At 52.5% G+C, this 17,854-nt stretch carries 14 protein-coding genes and 1 pseudogene; 6 read left to right on the top strand and 9 right to left on the bottom strand.

Going from position 1 to position 17,854, the window contains the following annotated elements; genetic code table 11:
* Nucleotides 1–6 precede the first annotated feature (6 nt).
* The gene (locus tag O146_RS0106055) at nt 7–978 is read left to right on the top strand and encodes a quinone oxidoreductase family protein (RefSeq protein WP_027017944.1); all 972 of its coding nucleotides are present in this window, start codon (nt 7–9) and stop codon (nt 976–978) included.
* Nucleotides 979–1,039: 61 nt separating this feature from the next.
* Here O146_RS0106055 and O146_RS0106050 read toward each other — a convergent pair whose 3' ends face one another.
* Nucleotides 1,040–1,975: a heme o synthase gene (locus O146_RS0106050; RefSeq protein WP_027017943.1), complete on the bottom strand. Its 936-nt coding sequence runs from the start codon at nt 1,973–1,975 to the stop codon at nt 1,040–1,042.
* Nucleotides 1,976–2,232: 257 nt separating this feature from the next.
* On the opposite strand from O146_RS0106050, the pseudogene tkt reads away from it, so the two are divergent.
* The 5 genes and pseudogenes from tkt to pgl all read left to right on the top strand — a co-directional run.
* Nucleotides 2,233–4,326 (top strand): annotated as a pseudogene (gene tkt / locus O146_RS13005) (transketolase); the annotation flags it as partial.
* Nucleotides 4,327–4,386: 60 nt separating this feature from the next.
* A complete protein-coding gene (tal, locus tag O146_RS13000; RefSeq protein WP_242760858.1) occupies nt 4,387–5,544 on the top strand; it encodes a transaldolase in 1,158 nt (385 codons plus the stop codon).
* Nucleotides 5,545–5,609: 65 nt separating this feature from the next.
* Nucleotides 5,610–7,136, top strand: a complete 1,527-nt coding sequence (gene zwf / locus O146_RS0106040) for a glucose-6-phosphate dehydrogenase (protein WP_021353955.1) — start codon at nt 5,610–5,612, stop codon at nt 7,134–7,136.
* 42 nt (nt 7,137–7,178) lie between these two features.
* The gene (locus O146_RS0106035; protein ID WP_021353956.1) at nt 7,179–8,126 is read left to right on the top strand and encodes a glucose-6-phosphate dehydrogenase assembly protein OpcA; all 948 of its coding nucleotides are present in this window, start codon (nt 7,179–7,181) and stop codon (nt 8,124–8,126) included.
* Nucleotides 8,127–8,130: 4 nt separating this feature from the next.
* Nucleotides 8,131–8,853, top strand: a complete 723-nt coding sequence (gene pgl, locus O146_RS0106030; RefSeq protein WP_027017942.1) for a 6-phosphogluconolactonase — start codon at nt 8,131–8,133, stop codon at nt 8,851–8,853.
* Between the two features lie 158 nt (nt 8,854–9,011).
* Here pgl and secG read toward each other — a convergent pair whose 3' ends face one another.
* The 8 genes from secG to uvrC form a co-directional block, all read right to left on the bottom strand.
* Entirely contained in the window at nt 9,012–9,248 is a 237-nt protein-coding gene (secG, locus tag O146_RS0106025) for a preprotein translocase subunit SecG (protein ID WP_021353958.1), read from the bottom strand.
* Nucleotides 9,249–9,447: 199 nt separating this feature from the next.
* Nucleotides 9,448–10,227 carry a triose-phosphate isomerase gene (gene tpiA / locus O146_RS0106020; protein WP_021353959.1) on the bottom strand — a complete coding sequence of 260 codons (780 nt, stop codon included), beginning with the start codon at nt 10,225–10,227 and terminating at the stop codon, nt 9,448–9,450.
* Nucleotides 10,228–10,269: 42 nt separating this feature from the next.
* Nucleotides 10,270–11,484, bottom strand: coding sequence for a phosphoglycerate kinase (locus O146_RS0106015; protein WP_027017941.1), 1,215 nt, complete (start codon nt 11,482–11,484; stop codon nt 10,270–10,272).
* A gap of 64 nt (nt 11,485–11,548) precedes the next feature.
* Nucleotides 11,549–12,595, bottom strand: a complete 1,047-nt coding sequence (gap, locus tag O146_RS0106010; RefSeq protein ID WP_027017940.1) for a type I glyceraldehyde-3-phosphate dehydrogenase — start codon at nt 12,593–12,595, stop codon at nt 11,549–11,551.
* 39 nt (nt 12,596–12,634) lie between these two features.
* Entirely contained in the window at nt 12,635–13,657 is a 1,023-nt protein-coding gene (whiA, locus tag O146_RS11285) for a DNA-binding protein WhiA (protein ID WP_051619286.1), read from the bottom strand.
* A gap of 4 nt (nt 13,658–13,661) precedes the next feature.
* A complete protein-coding gene (locus O146_RS11280) occupies nt 13,662–14,777 on the bottom strand; it encodes a gluconeogenesis factor YvcK family protein (protein ID WP_023019435.1) in 1,116 nt (371 codons plus the stop codon).
* 108 nt (nt 14,778–14,885) lie between these two features.
* The gene (gene rapZ / locus O146_RS0105995) at nt 14,886–15,770 is read right to left on the bottom strand and encodes an RNase adapter RapZ (protein ID WP_244266808.1); all 885 of its coding nucleotides are present in this window, start codon (nt 15,768–15,770) and stop codon (nt 14,886–14,888) included.
* A gap of 33 nt (nt 15,771–15,803) precedes the next feature.
* Nucleotides 15,804–17,837, bottom strand: a complete 2,034-nt coding sequence (uvrC, locus tag O146_RS0105990; protein ID WP_027017938.1) for an excinuclease ABC subunit UvrC — start codon at nt 17,835–17,837, stop codon at nt 15,804–15,806.
* Between the last annotated feature and the right edge of the window lie 17 nt (nt 17,838–17,854).

The following is a 17,854-nucleotide window of genomic DNA, read 5'->3' as shown; positions in this document are numbered from 1 at the left end:
ATAACTATGAAGGCAATACAGATTACTCACACCGGCGGTCCGGAAGTGCTCCAGATCGCTGAGGTCGAAAGCCCAACACCGTCCGACGATCAAGTCCTCGTAGACGTGCTCGTTGCCGGAGTTAACTACATCGACACCTACTACCGTGAAGGCATTTACTCAGCCACGACGCCGTTTATTCCTGGATTCGAAGGCGTTGGCCGTGTTCTCCACGACCCTATTGGGAAGATCGCTAGCGGCACTATGGTCGCGTGGAATACCGCGTTCGGCTCCTATGCCGAACAGGTATGTGTCGCCAGAGACAAGCTGGTTGCGGTACCAAACGATTTCGATTTATCCACCGCCGCTTCCATGCTGCTACAAGGCATTACCGCGCATTATCTCACACACGGTGTCTATGAGCTTGCCTACGGCGACAACTGCGTGATCACCGCCGGTGCCGGTGGTGTCGGCCTGTTGGCTACGCAATTTGCTGCAGCAGCCGGCGCAAATGTTTACACCGTAGTCTCTTCCGATGAAAAAGAAGAATTGTCCTACCAAGCAGGAGCTACTCATGTATTACGTTATGGCCCGGAGTTAGCCAACCAGGTACGAGAATTAACTGCGGGAAAGGGCGTCGACGTAGTCTACGACGGCGTAGGCAAGGACACCTTTGAACAATCATTAAATATGGTTCGTAATCGCGGGACTGTCTGCTTGTTTGGTGCAGCTTCCGGCCCGGTTGCCCCTATTGATCCACAGATTTTAAATGAGAAAGGCTCTATATTTCTCACACGACCATCTGTGGCCGGGTGGACTAGTCGAGAGGGCGAATTCCAGATGCGGGCACAAGCAGTCGTACAAGCCGTCGTCGATGGGGATCTAAAGTTCCGGGTGAGCGATTCTTATCCATTGGAAGAAGCTGCACAAGCGCACCGTGATTTACAAGACCGGAAGACCACTGGTTCTATTGTTCTGCGGGTCCAAGAAGTGATCTAAAAAAGAGAATTGAATCGCCCAAATTCGGTGAGACACCGCTCAAATGCAAGCCTACAGGCAACTAAGCTAGAAACGGTGTCCACCCAATAATGGCGTCAACGGACAAGCTCAAGAACAAAATCGCTAGATAATTATTCGACCAGATGAACAGCGCCATGGGTTGTACCTTGGCGCCTTTTTTCACCCCTTGGTGTAGACGACTGGCCATGTAGAGAAACACGGCTGCCGTACTGACCGAGCCAACGAGATAGATCCAGGATGCGGCTGGGATCAGCGCGAAAGAAGTAATCACCATTGCCACTGAATAAAGCAGAATTTGACGGGTAACTTCAGATTCCTTGGCAACGACCGGCAGCATTGGAATGCCAGCACGCTTGTAATCCTCTTTGTATTTCATGGCCAAGGCCCAGGTGTGCGGTGGGGTCCAGAAGAAGATGATCAAGAAAAGCGCGATCGCTTGCCACCATCGCGCTGGTTCTCCTGCCGGAGCGTTATCGGTAATGACTGCCCAACCGACCATGACAGGCATGCACCCCGCAAGCCCGCCCCACACAATATTTTGCGAGGTTCGCCGTTTCAGGAACTTGGTATACACCACGATGTAGTGCACATTCGTCAAAATAACGAATAAGGCCGCCAACCAAGAATTCGCTAATATCCCCAGCCACAGCACAGAAATGACTAGTAGCAGGGAACCGAAAACAGCAGCTTCCCGTTTAGAAACGACATCATTAACTAACGGTCGTCCGCGAGTGCGTTTCATCTGCTGGTCTAGCTCATAGTCGGCAACCATGTTGAAGGTATGTGCCGCTGAGGCCCCCATCCAGCCGCCCAACAAAGTAAGTATGATCAGGCCAAAGTTATTGGATATCGCTTCTGTACCGCGCTCCGCTTGCAGCATGGCAGGAAGCGCAGCCACCAAGAGCAGTTCAATAATCCGCGGCTTGGTTAACGCGAAATATGCCTTGATCTTTCCCAAGGAAAAATCCTCCAACAACGTGCCAAATAAGTCCCTCTATGTTTGCCACCAGTCGGACTCCAGTGGCACTAGAGAGAGTCGTTTACAAAGGGCGGAAAGTTCCCACCAACTTTAGGCGGATAGAAACTGACTGTCCCGAACCACCATAGCCTACATGCCACCCACCGTGCGGCTCATAATCGCGTGCAAGTACACAAAACTCTGAATCTACCTTTAGACTAAGGGGCACACCATTGTTTTCACCGTTGCAAACAGATTGATGCGAGGAACCAGCTGTGTCACTGTCCCCCAAGCTTAAAGCTAAAACCATTCGTCGCTACCCGAGTGACTGGAGCGAGACGGATACCCGCGCTGTAGATACGGTGCGGTTATTAGCCGCCGACGCGGTGCAAAATTGCGGTTCTGGACACCCGGGCACCGCAATGTCACTCGCCCCGTTGGCTTACACGCTTTATCAGCGTGTGCTGAAACACAACCCGGCCGACCCGCAGTGGGCCGGGCGTGACCGTTTCGTGCTGTCTGTCGGCCATTCATCTCTGACACAATACATTCAGCTTTTCCTGGGTGGCTTTGGCTTAGAGCTGGATGATCTGAAGCAACTGCGTACCTGGGGCTCGTTGACACCAGGGCACCCCGAATACGGACACACCAACGGTGTAGAGATCACGACTGGACCTCTCGGACAAGGCCTAGCTTCGTCCGTCGGTATGGCGATGGCCGCTCGCAAAGAGCGCGGCCTATTCGACCCTGATGCACCTGCCGGACAATCTCCATTCGACCATTATGTTTACACCATTTGTTCCGACGGTGATGTGCAAGAAGGCGTCACGGCCGAAGCATGTTCCCTGGCGGGTACGCAACAGCTGGGTAACTTGATCGTCTTTTGGGATGACAACAACATCTCCATCGAGGATGACACCGACATCGCTTTCTCTGAGTCTGTGGCCAAACGCTACGAAGCCTACGGTTGGCAGGTGCTTGAGGTGGGTTCTGGAGAAGACGTTGCTGCACTAGAACAGGCGGTCAAGCTCGCGAAGCAAGATACTTTGCGCCCGACTTTTATCCGGGTGCAAACGGTTATCGCCTACCCTGCGCCAAATGCTATGAATACCGGTGCCTCACATGGTGCAGCACTTGGTGAAGAAGAAATCCAGGCGACCAAAAAATTCCTTGGCTTTGACCCTGATGAGCACTTTCACGTCGACGAAAAAGTGCTTGCACACACCCGCGAGCTAGTTAGCCGCGGCACCAAAGCGCAACAAGAATGGCAGCAGCGTTTCGACGCCTGGGCCAAGAAAAACCCAGAACGCAAAGAACTTTTCGACCGCATGGCGGCATACGAGTTACCAGAAAACTTCGGCGAAGATATGCCCGTTTGGGAAGCCGATTCTAAAGGCATTGCTACGCGTAAGGCCTCCGCAGAGGTAATTCAAGTCCTCGCAGCACAGTTGCCAGAGCTTTGGGGCGGCTCGGCGGACTTGGCTGGTTCCAACAACACTGTCATCAAGGGGGCACCTTCGTTCGGCCCGCAATCAATCTCTACGGATATGTGGCAAGCTGACCCGTTACACGGTCGCAATCTACACTTCGGCATCCGTGAGCATGGCATGGCAGCGATCATGAATGGTATTGCCTTACACGGCCACACCCGTGTTTACGGGGGAACATTCTTGATTTTCTCGGAATACATGTACCCGGCGGTTCGCCTGGGAGCCCTGATGGGCACCGACACCTACTACGTATGGACCCACGACTCCATCGGCTTGGGCGAAGATGGCCCAACTCACCAGCCGGTTGAGACCTTGGCCGCGCTACGCGCTATTCCAAATCTCGCGGTCATCCGCCCGGCGGACGCCAATGAAACTACACAGGCATGGGTATCCGCGATGCGCAAGGAGAAAGGCCCGAAGGGGCTAGCATTAACCCGGCAAAACGTCCCAGTGCTGGAGGGAACCGCCGAAAAGGCCTCCGTAGGCGTCGCAAAGGGTGCTTATGTTTTGGTGGAAGCTTCGGCTTCGCCAGAGCTCATTCTGATTGCTACGGGCTCCGAGGTACACCTCGCTGTGGCCGCTGCCGAACGCTTAGAAGCTGAAGGCACACCAACACGTGTCGTTTCTGCGCCTTGTTTGGAATGGTTCGAACAGCAAGACGAAAACTACCGGGAATCAGTTCTCCCACGTGAAGTTACTGCGCGAGTATCCATTGAAGCTGGTCTCGCCATGCCATGGCACAAATACACTGCACCGTTTGGTCGGCAGATTTCTCTGGAACATTACGGTGCCTCTGCCCCAGCAGAAGAACTCTTTGCAAAGTTTGGCTTTACCGTCGACAATGTAGTGGCCGAAGCCAAGAAGGCACTGGAACAAGCCCCCGCAGCTAACAAAGTTCCTGGTTGGGGCAACACTGCAGACAATAACGATGACACTTCGGTGAGCGCAGACGCAGCCTCTATTACCGCTTCTGCTAGCTCGGTAACACCGGCACAGGCCATCGATTCTGCCGACGCCGACACTGCCTTGGCAGAGCTGGCAGCTGTTGGTACCGCAACTTGGTTGGATGATCTTTCTCGTGAGCGCATAGTGTCCGGAAATTTAAAAGAGCTCATCGAAACCAAGTCGGTATTGGGCGTAACTACTAATCCCTCGATTTTCTCTGCTGCAATGAGCAAGGGGGATTCCTATGACGCGGATATTGCACGTCTGGCCACACGTGACATCTCTGCCGACCAAGCTGTCTATGAGCTTGCTATTTCCGACGTGCAAAATGCTTGCGACATCTTGTCTTCGGTCTATCAGCGTACTGGCGGAGCCGATGGACGCGTATCGATCGAGGTGGACCCGCGAATTTCTGCGGACACGGACAAAACTTTGCAGCAAGCACGCGACCTATGGAAGCGCGTCGACCGCAACAACGCGATGATCAAGATTCCAGCAACACCAGAAGGGCTGCCAGCCATCACTGCTGCGCTCGCGGAAGGCATCTCGGTCAACGTGACCTTGATTTTCTCTGTAGAACGGTACCGAGAAGTTATCCAGGCGTACAAGGAAGGCATTGCGCAAGCCAGGGAAAACGGTCTTGATCTTTCCAAGATCCATTCGGTTGCGTCTTTCTTCGTTTCCCGTATCGATACCGAAGTGGATAAGCGCCTCGAGCAGATTGGCACGGAAGAAGCACGCAACTTGCGCGGGCAGGCAGGCATTGCCAATGCACGGCGCGCGTACGCACTATTTATCGAGGAATTCCAAAACTTCGATATTCCAGGTGCGCACAAGCAACGTCCATTATGGGCATCTACCGGAGTAAAAAATTCCGACTACCCTGCTGACATGTACGTCACGGAACTGGCAGGCCCAGACACTGTCAACACTATGCCGGAAGCAACACTCGAAGCGGTTCTAAATGGCGGTACTATCAATGGCGATACTTTGACTGGCGCGGGTGATAAGGCTGAAGCTATTTTCCGCAAATTAGAATCTGCAGGCATTGATTTCGCAGATGTCTATGCGAAGCTCGAACTCGAAGGCATCGATAAGTTCGTGAACGCATGGGAAGAACTGCTGGAATCCATGTCTCAACGGCTGCGTTAACCAAACCACGCCAGTTAAACAGCACGACAACCGCCCAAATCCGGGCTAAGAAAGGACATTCGCCTGTGACGTCGAATCCTTGGCATAACCCCCTGCGCAACCCGCACGATTCCCGACTGCCGAGGATCGCCGGCCCTTCGGGCATGGTGATTTTTGGAGTCACAGGCGATCTGGCCTACAAAAAGCTTCTGCCTGCTATCTACGACCTAGCAAACCGCGGGTTATTGTCGTCGGCATTCATCTTGGTTGGTTTCGGCCGCCGAGATTGGTCTAACCAAGATTTTGTGGACTACGTGAAGAAGGCAGTCCAAGATGGCGCACGCACACCATTCCGTGAAAATGTGTGGCGCCAGCTTGCTTCCGGAATGGAATTTGTAATCGGTGGTTTCGATGATGACGGTTTTGACTGCTTAGCTGAACGTATTTCCGAAGTTGACGAGCAGCGCGGTACTGCTGGTAACTGGGCTTATTATTTATCCATTCCACCGAGTTTTTTCTCCGAGGTATGTCACCAGCTCGAGCGCACAAACATGGTGAATGCGCAACCAGGGGCATGGCGCCGTGTCATCATTGAAAAGCCTTTCGGGCACAACGAACAATCCGCGCGCGAGCTCAACGAAATCGTCAACCAGGTTTTCCCGGAAGAATCGGTCTACCGTATCGACCATTATCTGGGTAAAGAAACAGTACAGAACATCCTCGCCCTGCGTTTTGCTAACTCAATATTTGAGCCAATCTGGAATGCTCGACACATCGATCATGTGCAGATAACCATGGCTGAAGACATTGGGCTCGGTGGGCGTGCCGGATACTATGACGGCATCGGAGCAGCACGCGATGTAATGCAAAACCACTTACTGCAATTGTTGGCGTTGGTGGCGATGGAAGAACCTATTTCATTTACGCCGGATGCACTGCGCGCGGAAAAGGTCAAGATTTTGCAAGCTACCTCGCTAGCTACGCCACTCGAGCACAGCACAGCCCGGGGACAATATTCTGCAGGTTGGCAGGGCTCGCAAAAGGTACAAGGTTTGCGAGAAGAAGACGGTTTTGACCCAGAGTCAACAACTGAGACCTACGCAGCTTGCACCTTGGAGATTAACTCGCGTCGTTGGGCTGGTGTGCCGTTTTATTTGCGCACCGGCAAGCGTTTAGGGCGTCGCGTCACAGAAATTGCTTTAGTATTTAAGCACGCTCCACATCAACCGTTTGCGAAAAATGGTGCACAGCACGGACAAAACACCGTAGTCATCCGCGTCCAGCCTGACGAGGGTGTGTTGATGCGATTTGGCTCCAAAGTCCCAGGTTCGGGCATGGAAGTTCGAGACGTCAACATGGACTTTTCTTACGCTGAAGCTTTTACCGAAGAATCTCCAGCTGCCTACGAACGTCTTATCCTCGATGCGCTCTTGGACGAATCCAGCTTGTTCCCTACCAACAAGGAAGTGGAGTTGAGCTGGTCGATCCTTGATCCGATGCTGGAATATTGGCAGCACGCTGAACAGCCAGAAAGCTACCCGGCAGGCAGCTGGGGGCCGGCAAGCGGTGATGCCATGCTGGCACGCCGTGGCCATGCTTGGCGCCGACCATAATCTGTGTCCGTGATTGACCTGTACAAGGAGTAATTAACAACCATGATTCATTTCCTCACGGATACCACCACCACAGACATTGCCCGCGAACTAAATCTCGCCCAAGAACACTACACGCTAACTACTGGACGGGTGCTAACTCTGATCATCGTGGCCTCTGCCAGTGATGACGTAGAAGCAATCCTGCGTGCCAGCCGTGATGCTTCGCACGAGCACCCAGCACGTGTACTGATCTTGTTGACGGGCGACTCCATGGATGAGACCTACCTTGATGCAGAGCTTCGCGTTGGCGGTGAGGCCGGCGCTTCTGAGATCGTCGTCATGACGCTTAACGGCGCGATGGCTCACCACCCTTCGTCCATCGTGACCCCATTATTGCTCCCAGATACTCCGATCGTGGCCTGGTGGCCCAACGTTCATCCGGAGAGCCCAGCAGAAGATCCAATCGGCAAGATTGCGCAACGCCGCATTACCAGTGCACAGGATTTCTCGCAGTTATCTCGCAACTATTCCCCCGGTGACTCAGATACGGCATGGTCTGCGATTACCGCTTGGCGTGGCATCGTTGCATCTGCTTTGGACCGTTACCCACATCACGAGGTACGGTCTATCAACATCAGCGGCAACCAAGGTCCAGAACACGCGATTGCTGCAGGTTGGTTGGCCGATGCCCTAGGCGTTCCGGTCACTAGAACCACTGCCATGCCCGATAGCAGTTCAGCCGACGACGCTAACCACCAAGGCGAAGAACAGTTTGCTGTCGAAAGCCTGACACTGGTGATGGACGATGGAGAAGCAATTAGCATCACCCGCGCCGATAGCCACACCGTTGGTGTCCAGGTGCCCGGAGCCGCGCGTAATCTCGTTGCCCTCAACGTTCGCAGTTGGGCAGAACGTCTATCTGAAGAGCTACGGCATTTGGAACCAGACGAAACCTATGCGCGGGCGTTACGGGCCATCTACTTCGATAACTCACACGCCGAAGGATAAAACTATGACCACGATTTTCCCTGCTAGAGATAAACACGACCTAGTTTCCAAGGTTGCGCACCGCTTCGTAGAATTGGTTTCTGAAATCCAAAATACTGGGGGTGGCTCGCATGATGACGGCATCGTTCGCGTAGTTCTCACAGGAGGAACTTCCGGGATTGCAGTGTTAGAGGCGTTGGCTACGACGGATTCCGATATCGAATGGTCTGGTGTCCACTTTTTCTTTGGCGATGAACGAAACCTAGCTATTTCCGACAAAGAATCAAACGAAGGACAAGCGCGGCGAGCGTTCCTCGATCAACTGGATATACCCGAAACCAATATCCACGGCTATGGATTAACCGGTGCAGATGATCTGGCAGAACGTGCACAGGAATACACCGCGATGCTCGAAAAATTCGCGCCCGCTGGTTTTGACATCCACCTGGCAGGCGTCGGCGATGATGGGCATATCAATTCCTTGTTCCCGCACCATGCAGGGTTAAAAGACAATTCCGCTGTCATTATCGTGACTGATTCCCCGAAACCTCCCGCGCAGCGTTTGAGCTTAGGTTTAAAGAAGGTTGCCCAATCTGACCGAATTTGGCTGTTGGCAGCAGGTCAAAATAAATCTGAGGCGATCGCTCGCTTAGTTTCCACCACTTCTCCAGATGCTTCATGCCCTGCCACACTCGTACACGGCCGCATTGAATCGCTTCTCTTTAGCGATGTAATCCCGGCGCACTAACTGCTCTGCTTGCGCGCATTCTAAAGCGCGCAACAAATCAAAACATTAGGCGTGTGGGTTGCTCGCGATCACGAGCCCCACACAAAAGAATATCCACCGGTGGGAGTTAACCTCCACCGGTGGATATTTTATGCAGGAATTTGCTCGGAAGCCTCCACCTATAAATTATAAGCCTGCAACAAGTTCAAGGCGACGATCGCGGCAATCCAAATTAACGCCAAAACAATCGTATAACGCGTCAGGTTTTTCTCGACGACAGTAGAACCTGACAAATTCGACTGCACCCCGCCACCAAACAAACTCGACAGACCGCCGCCTTTGCCCTTATGGAGCAGAACGAAAATGGTCATCAAAATAGCTGTCACCAGCAGGATGATCTGCAGCGTTAATTGCATTCAGGTGTTCCTTCACGAAAGTGCGAGTTGTATGGGCTTGCCGTGCGTTAAGTATACCCATTTTAGCCACGCAATGCGTGACTGTTCTAGAGGATTGTGCACAACCTTACAGCATCGTAACTTGCAACGCTGTAAAGCTCAGCCAGACGAGCATGATTACAGGAAATAATTCAATCTACGTACAAGCTTCGCTTACAAGCTAGAGTTGCGCGACGGACGCAGCGGCCAATTTGGCAAATTCTTCTCCATCTAGCGACGCTCCGCCGACCAAGCCACCATCGATATCAGGCTGTGCGACGATATCAGCGATCGAATCAGTCTGCACGGAACCGCCGTACAGGATCCTAATAGCATCAGCTGTTTCGTCGTCTGAAAGTCTCCGAACTAAGGTTCGCAATGCTTGGCAAACTTCTTGTGCATCTTTCGGCGACGCTGCCTTACCGGTACCAATTGCCCAAACCGGCTCGTATGCCAGGACTGTGTTTTTCAGCTGCTGAGCTTCCAAACCATCCAGCGAATTGCGGGCTTGCTCGACGATATAATCGAGATAGCTGCCAGATTCACGGATATCCAAGGACTCTCCTACGCACACTATCGGTTTAATTCCGTGCTTGTGTGCGACTTGTGCCTTTTGCGACACCAAATCTGAAGTTTCATGATGGTGTTGACGGCGTTCGGAGTGCCCCAGGATAACCCATTCGCAGCCGAGTTTTGCCAACATCGGGGCAGAAATATCTCCTGTATATGCTCCTTTTTCTTGTGGAGCTAGGTTTTGGGCGCCGTAACTGATCTTCATTTTCTCCCCGTTCACTACGGTTTGAATTGAGCGCAGATCAGTGAATGGTGCTAATACCGCGATATCTACCTGCTCGTAATATTCTTTCGGCAAAGCGAAAGTCAGCTTCTGGATGTTTTTAATCGCTTCAAGGTGATCAAGATTCATCTTCCAGTTGCCGGCGATCAATGGAGTTCGTGGCATGTGCTTCTCCTTCTTGTGATTTACGCGGATTTCCAGAAATTATTAACCAGCCAGGACGGCAACGCCCGGTAGTGCTTTCCCTTCTAAGAACTCCAGAGATGCTCCACCACCTGTCGAAATGTGGCTAAATCCGCTCTCATCAAGCCCCAAAGCCCGCACGGCTGATGCAGAGTCCCCACCGCCAACGACAGTGAATGCACCGTTGCTGGTAGCTGCAATGATGGCCTTTGCCACGCCTTCTGTGCCTCGCGCAAATGGTTCTTTTTCGAAAACCCCCATTGGACCATTCCAGAAAACAGTCTTCGACGAAGTAATTAGTTCTGCGAATTTTTGTACGGATTTTGGCCCGATATCTGGCGAGAGCCATCCCTCTGGAATCGCAGCCAATTCTACGATTTTTGTGTTTGCGTCGGCTGAAAATTCATCCGCAGCGAGCAAATCGACTGGCAAGCAGATTTTATCGCCAAAGCGGTCTAACAGCTGCTTGCAGGTATCGATCATGTCTTCCTGCAGCAAGGAATTCTGCACGTTATAGCCTTGTGCCGCGAGGAAAGTATAGCACATTCCACCACCGATAATGATGTTTTGGGCTTTTCCAGCCAATGCTTCAATAACGCCCAGCTTGTCGGATACTTTCGATCCACCCAACACCACGGTGTAATCTTGCTCTGGATTATCGGCTACAGCGGACAACTTTTCCAACTCGGCTTCCACCAAGTATCCGGCGTAGGCATCAAGTTTGTTCGCGACGTCGTAAACCGATGCCTGTGCACGGTGGACGACACCGAATCCATCCGAGACAAACACACCGTCATCAGCTGCCAAGGCAGCCAGTTCCGCGGCGAATTCTGCGCGTTCCGAAGCGTCTTTGGAAGTTTCACGTGCGTCGAACCTCACATTTTCCAACAACAAAACGTCGCCGTCGTTCAGCCCATTGGCGCGTTCGTGTGCGTCTTCTCCAGTAACATCCTGAGCCAATGCCACCCACTGACCTAGTTCATCTGAAAGCGCTTCTGCAACCGGGGCCAGCGAATATTTCTGGTTAAACTGCCCCTTTGGACGTCCCAGGTGAGCAGCAATAACGACTTTGGCGCCGGCAGCAACAAGTGCCTGGATCGTTGGCAAAGCTGCGGTAATGCGACCCGGATCAGCGATTTCTCCCTCATCTGTCAGCGGTACATTTAAATCTGCCCGCAACAAAACATGCCGGGACTCGAGGTCCTGCTCCAACAATTGCGCTAGCTTTCGAAATGCCAATGTATTTTCCTTTACGCGATCAGGTTTTCGTGTGCGAGTGTACAAGCAAAAGCTTGTAACAAGGCTAGAGTTGGGCCCCGACGTGTTTGCACAGTCGCAGCAATTGGCTGCTGTATCCCCACTCGTTGTCGTACCACGCCACTACCTTAACTAGATTGTCACCAATCACTTTGGTTAAGGGGGCATCAAAAATCGCCCCGTGTCCGTTGCCCACGACATCGCTAGACACCAACGGATCGTCTGAGTATTGGACGATTCCAGATAAGTAACCGTCCGCCGCTTTCTGCACGGCGGCGTTAATCTCCTCCACTGAGACAGTTCGCTCAGCTTGGAACGTCAATTCCATCGCAGATCCGGTCAGAGTTGGGACTCGTAGCGCATACCCATCGAGTTTTCCGGCAAGCTCCGGGATCACCAAACCAACTGCTTTCGCTGCACCGGTAGAGGTAGGAACGATATTCTGTGCAGCAGCGCGAGCCCGGCGTAGATCTTTATGCGGCCCATCGACAAGCTGCTGATCACCGGTGTAAGCGTGGATAGTCGTCATTAAACCATTTGCGATCCCAAATTCTTGGTTTAGGATTTGCGCAATTGGCGCCAAGCAATTTGTAGTACACGAGGCCGCGGAAATGACATTCTGCTGCGCAGGGTCATAATTATCGGAATTGATGCCGTAAACGAATGTGCCGTCGACGTCTTTGCCCGGTGCGGACAAGATGACCTTTTTCGCACCTGAGTCCAGATGTGGATGAGCCTGTTCATTAGAACGGAACTTACCAGTGGCTTCAACGACAATATCTACATTGAAGGTTTTCCAAAGTAATTGTGAGGGATCTTTGATGTTAGTTAACGCGATACGGTGTCCATCAACCAGCAATTCTGCTGCCAAGTGGGCGTCATTAGCAGCCGAGCCTTCTTTGCTAGGAGCCTCGATCGAGACATCTGCCGCTAGAATCCCGAGCCCGGTGTCGAATTTCAACAAATGAGCTAAGGTTTCTGGTTCTGCCACGTCATTAATGGCAACGATCTCAATATCGCCCGGTGATTCTAGGACGGCGCGCAGAAAGCTGCGCCCAATGCGGCCAAAGCCGTTAATTGCTACGCGAGTCATGCTTATATTTTACCCGGTATTTTAGGACTTCGTCGGCTCTTAACTATCTCCCTCGCCGGTGAAGTGCTCAGCGCCTCCCAAATCATCGTCGAAGAGGTCTTCATCAATGCCTTCTGAGGTATCCGGAATCCCAAGTTCTTCTGCGCGTTTATCAGCCATTGACAGCAATCTGCGGATACGTCCGGCTACCGCATCTTTCGTCATTTGCGGATCCCCGAGGCGACCGAGTTCTTCTAAGGAAGCCTGCCTGTATTTCACTCGCAGATTACCTGCCTCAGCCAAGTGCTCGGGCACGTCATCTCCCAAAATTTCCATTGCGCGGTGTACCCGGGCAGCTGCAGTAACTGCCGCACGTGCAGAGCGACGCAAATTAGCATCATCGAAATTGGCCAAACGGTTTTGTGAGGCACGCGCTTCCCGACGCAGGCGCTTTTCGTCCCACTCTAAACGCGTCATTTGCGCCCCCATGCGTGTCAACAATGCGCCAATTGCTTCCCCGTCGCGGATAACCACGCGATCAGTCCCACGTGATTCCTTCGTCTTTGCGGATATGCCAAGCCTGCGCGCACAACCTACCAACGCCAACGCGGCCTCTTGGCACGGACAAGCAACTTCCAGCGAAGAAGAACGACCAGGTTCGGTCAACAATCCTTGCGCCAAAAAAGCCCCACGCCAAGCTGCTTCATTATCAGCGATAGTCCCGGAAATCACCTGCGGTGGTAACCCGACCACGGGGTGCCCGGATTTCGTGACCAAACCGAGTCGCCGGGCAATGGTTTTCGCATTCCGGCTAATTCGCAACTGGTACCGAGGAGTCTTGTGCGTACCTGCTAGGCCCGTGGGAGTGGGGCGAATCACGATATTAAACAATTCTTCTATGTCTTTGGCCAAACGTTCCGCAACCGCCCGTGAACTGAGTTCTACTTCAAAGGTGAGTGCATCACCTACGACTTCCATGGTGGATGCAAGACGTAGGATAGCGGCGACTTCCGCGCTTCGAGCAGATTGTTTCGTCGGAACCACCCTGGTGAGTTCTTCTTGGACCTGTTCTGTCAGTCCCATCGCGTCACCCCTGTTTCTCTTCGGTTGGTTCAATTTCGGCCGGCTCCTGGTCATGGGTGTATCTAACGTAAACATCGCTCAGAACCTGGGCCAGTTTTAGTTCATCATGTCGCGAACTTGCTCTGCCAGCCTCGTCGATTTCTCGAACATCAGCAAAAACCATCGAGGCCTGCAGAATGCGCGCTGCTTTCTGCAAATATTCGCGCTCAGATTCCGAGGTTACCGATGCCGAATCACAAATGACTACGTCGACATGCAAGCCCGGCGCATGTTGCGCTAAGACGTGGATATGACGCTCATAGGAAAATCCCTGCGTTTCGCCAGGCTCACCATTGAGGTTGAGCACCAAGATTCTTAAAGCATCGGACTCATTAATTGCACGCACTACCTGTGGAAGCACAAGATGCGGGATCACACTAGAAAACCATGAGCCGGGGCCTAGCGTGACCAGATCAGCTCCACGGATAGCCTCGAGTGCTGCGGGGTTAATTTCAGGGTTTTCTGGAATAACACTGACTCGCCGTACCTGCCCTGGTGTCGATGCGACAGCTACCTGACCACGAACTGAACGCATTACCCTTGGGTCGTCATCTAGACCAGACACGTCCGCTTGAATATCCAACGGCTCTGTACACACCGGCAGTACCCGGCCCTGAGCACCGGTGAGTCGCATGACCGCATCGAGAGCGGCCTGTTCCTGACCAAGAATTTCTTTCAAACCGGTAATCAATAAATTACCTAAGGCATGACCAGCCAGCGCGCCACTACCACCAAACCGATGTTGAAGGGTCTGTTCCCAAAACTTACCTTCCGCATCATCGCGCACTGACAAGGCGACTAACGCCATGCGGAGGTCACCAGGCGGAATCATATCGAATTCCTTACGCAATCGCCCAGAACTACCACCGTCATCAGCGACAGTGACGATTGCCGAAATATCCTCTGGAGCAAGCCGTCGCGCAGCTTTCAGCGTTTGAAACAGCCCATGGCCGCCCCCTAATGAGGCAATACGTAAGGGGCCTGGCTGTTTCTGACCTTGCTGGACTTCTAAGACACGCGAAGACACCGCGTTCGATGGGGTTGATTCGGGCTGTTCGGACTGTTCTGACTCTGCAGCCATAGCGCAGTATTATTCCTTCGTAGGTTGTATTACATATACGGAGTGCGGGTACTAAGGAGCAGTACCTAGGGTCTCTAGCAACAATTCTGTCTTCGACCCCTAAGGCAGCTAAGAGCACTCAAAATCACGATGCATGATAGTAACCTCGAGTTCATCACGGATCCGCAGCCTCCGAGCAAGCTCCTCCGAAATGGCAACTGATCGATGATGACCACCAGTACAACCTATTGCCACCGTGATGAAATTTTTACCTTCGTGCCGATAACCATCAAGCATGGAATCAAGCATCTTCTCGAAATTCGCGATAAAACTATGAGCAGCCGGGCTAGCCAAGACATAGTCGGCTACTGGCCCATCGGTGCCGCGGTATTCTCGCAATTCCGGAACCCAATACGGATTAGGCAAAAATCGCACATCGAGGACCAAATCCGCATCCCGTGGTGCCCCATGTTTAAACCCAAATGACTCGACAGTGACATGCTGCTTATCCAGACCTGTGGAACCGAAACTGGCTTCCATTGCACGACGTAAATCATGCACAGACAGATTTGAAGAATCGATAATGACGTCAGCTCGTTCTTTGAGTGCAGAAATTGCTGCCCGTTCTCGTTCAATACCGATTTGCAAGGTATCTTTTTCTTGCAACGGGTGGGTTCTGCGCACCGAATCAAAACGCCGAATCAAAACATCGTCACGGGCATCCATAAACAAAACTGTGACCGGCATATTCCGATTCTTTAGCTCATCCATAGCAGACAAGATCGAGCCACCAAACATACGCGAGCGAACATCCGCTACGACTGCCACTTTGTCAACCGGGGAATTGTCGTCTGCACACAAATCAAACAACTGCACCATAAGCTCCGGTGGCAAATTATGAGCGACATAGAACCCTTTGTCTTCCAGTACACGAGCAGCTGTAGACAGGCCGGCTCCAGACATTCCGGTAAGCAAAATTGGCGACGTGGCGAATGCGGTCATGCTGTAAAGCATAGTCGCTGGATCACACCAGTGCGATTCGCTTCCTTACTTATGGAGCGCAGCATAAATACTTTCTGCTAACGCAGGACCAAACCCCTTCACCTCAGTAATTTCCTTCACGCTGGCTTGCTTTAACTTTTTGACCGAACCAAAATGCTTCACCAAATCTGCGCGCCGGGCTGGACCCAAGCCAGGTACCGCGTCTAACGCTGAGCTGCGCATGCGCTTGGAACGCTGCTGACGGTGATAGCTAATTGCAAAGCGATGTGCTTCGTCGCGAATGTGCTGCAGCAAATAAAGTGCTTCACTGCCGCGTGGAAGGATAATCGGCTCTTCTTCACCGGGAACCCAGATTTCTTCGAGCCGTTTAGCCAAACCAATCAATGCTACATCGTTAACGCCAAGATCATCGAAAACTTTCTGTGCTGCATTAACCTGCGGTAAGCCACCATCGACGACGAATAATTGCGGTGGGTAGGCAAAACGATTCCCATCCGCGGATTCTTCTGTGACGTCCTCGTCTGCAAACGTGCTCGCTTCAAATTCTTCATCAGGCACATGCAATTTATCATCCTGGTGACGCTTGAACCGTCGCCGCGTGACCTCAGCGATGGAAGCAACGTCATCTGAATGCCCACCACCTGCAGCTTCCTTTATTCGGTAACGACGATAACTTGCTTTGCGTGGAAGACCGTCCTCAAAAACGACTAATGACGCGACCACGTCTGTGCCCTGAATATGCGAAATATCGATGCACTCAATACGTAGCGGGGCGCTATCCAAGAACAGAGAAGTCTGCAGATCTTGCAGGGCCGCCGACCGCGCGGTGAGATCACCGACGCGTTTTAGCTTGTGCTGTTTCAGCGCATCTAGGGCATTCCGATACACGGTGTCCATGAGGGCTTTTTTCTCGCCTCGTTGTGGTACCCGAACTTCCACTGACCCACCACGTAGATCAGATAATACTGTCGATACCTGTTTAACATCTTGTGGTTCGGTATGCACCATGATCTGGCGTGGAATCACATCGCGCGTGGTAGTCCGCGCTGCTTCGTCGTGTTCTTGGATTTCTAGCCTGGATTCTTGATCTACCCCGCGCCTGTCAATGAGTTTAGCGTCTTCCGCTGCTTCCATTTCTTCACGCTCAGCAGCATCGGAATAGAACTGGACCAAAAAATTTTCTATCAGTTCTGGAAGCTCCGTCAATTTTTCTACTACCCAGCCGCGCTGACCACGGATACGTCCATCGCGCACATGGAAAATCTGCACTGCAGCTTCCAATTCATCATCTGCGAAAGCGATAAGGTCTGCTGCCGTACCATCCCCCAGCACCACCGTCTGCTGCTCCATCAGCTTGTCGATCGCCCCTAGGTCATCACGCAAGCGTGCCGCTTTCTCAAATTCGAGTTCCTCTGACGCTTTTTCCATGTCTGCAGTCAGACGCTTAACGACGTCGTTAGTTCGTCCACGCATGAAACCAACCAACCCGTTCACGGTTTCCCGATGTTCATCGGCACTGACCCGTCCAATACACGGCGCATCGCATTTGCCGATATAACCTAGCAAGCATGGCCTGCCCAACCGTTCGTGTCGGCGATATACACCGGATGAACAGCTACGCATTGGGAAAACTCGCAACAACAAATCCATGGTTTCTCGCACCGCCCAAGCATGTGCGTATGGACCGAAATACCGGACTCCACGTTTTCTTGGCCCCCGGTAGAAAAACACTCGAGGAACCTGTTCTCCCACTGACACCGCGAGCATCGGATATGTCTTGTCATCGCGGTACATGACATTAAATCGGGGGTCGAATCTCTTGATCCAGGTGTACTCCAGCTGAAGTGCTTCGACCTCGCTAGCGACGACTGTCCATTCCACAGAATCTGCGGTCTGCACCATTTGCCGTGTCCTGGGGTGCAGTTGCGTGATGTCCTGGAAATAATTCGATAAACGTGCCCGGAGGTTCTTCGCCTTACCGACGTAAACTACCCGACGATTCTCATCACGAAATTTGTAGACGCCGGGTTCCGTGGGGATAGTTCCGGGCGCCGGCCGGTACGTTGCTGGATCACTCATCGCTAAGAAAAATTTCG

Source organism: Corynebacterium pseudodiphtheriticum DSM 44287 (assembly GCF_000688415.1).
GTDB classification, from domain to species: domain Bacteria; phylum Actinomycetota; class Actinomycetes; order Mycobacteriales; family Mycobacteriaceae; genus Corynebacterium; species Corynebacterium pseudodiphtheriticum.
Note: the sequence above shows the minus strand (reverse complement) of the source record. Positions and strands in the feature narration are given on the sequence as shown.

Excerpts from the sequence above, each read along its gene's own strand:
- O146_RS0106055 (WP_027017944.1), top strand. The coding sequence starts at position 7 with ATGAAGGCAATACAGATTACTCACACCGGCGGTCCGGAAGTGCTCCAG.
- rapZ (WP_244266808.1), bottom strand. The coding sequence starts at position 15,770 with ATGCTTTACAGCATGACCGCATTCGCCACGTCGCCAATTTTGCTTACC.
- pgl (WP_027017942.1), top strand. The coding sequence starts at position 8,131 with ATGACCACGATTTTCCCTGCTAGAGATAAACACGACCTAGTTTCCAAG.
- O146_RS11280 (WP_023019435.1), bottom strand. The coding sequence starts at position 14,777 with ATGGCTGCAGAGTCAGAACAGTCCGAACAGCCCGAATCAACCCCATCG.
- whiA (WP_051619286.1), bottom strand. The coding sequence starts at position 13,657 with ATGGGACTGACAGAACAGGTCCAAGAAGAACTCACCAGGGTGGTTCCG.
- O146_RS0106035 (WP_021353956.1), top strand. The coding sequence starts at position 7,179 with ATGATTCATTTCCTCACGGATACCACCACCACAGACATTGCCCGCGAA.
- gap (WP_027017940.1), bottom strand. The coding sequence starts at position 12,595 with ATGACTCGCGTAGCAATTAACGGCTTTGGCCGCATTGGGCGCAGCTTT.
- tpiA (WP_021353959.1), bottom strand. The coding sequence starts at position 10,227 with ATGCCACGAACTCCATTGATCGCCGGCAACTGGAAGATGAATCTTGAT.
- uvrC (WP_027017938.1), bottom strand. The coding sequence starts at position 17,837 with ATGAGTGATCCAGCAACGTACCGGCCGGCGCCCGGAACTATCCCCACG.
- secG (WP_021353958.1), bottom strand. The coding sequence starts at position 9,248 with ATGCAATTAACGCTGCAGATCATCCTGCTGGTGACAGCTATTTTGATG.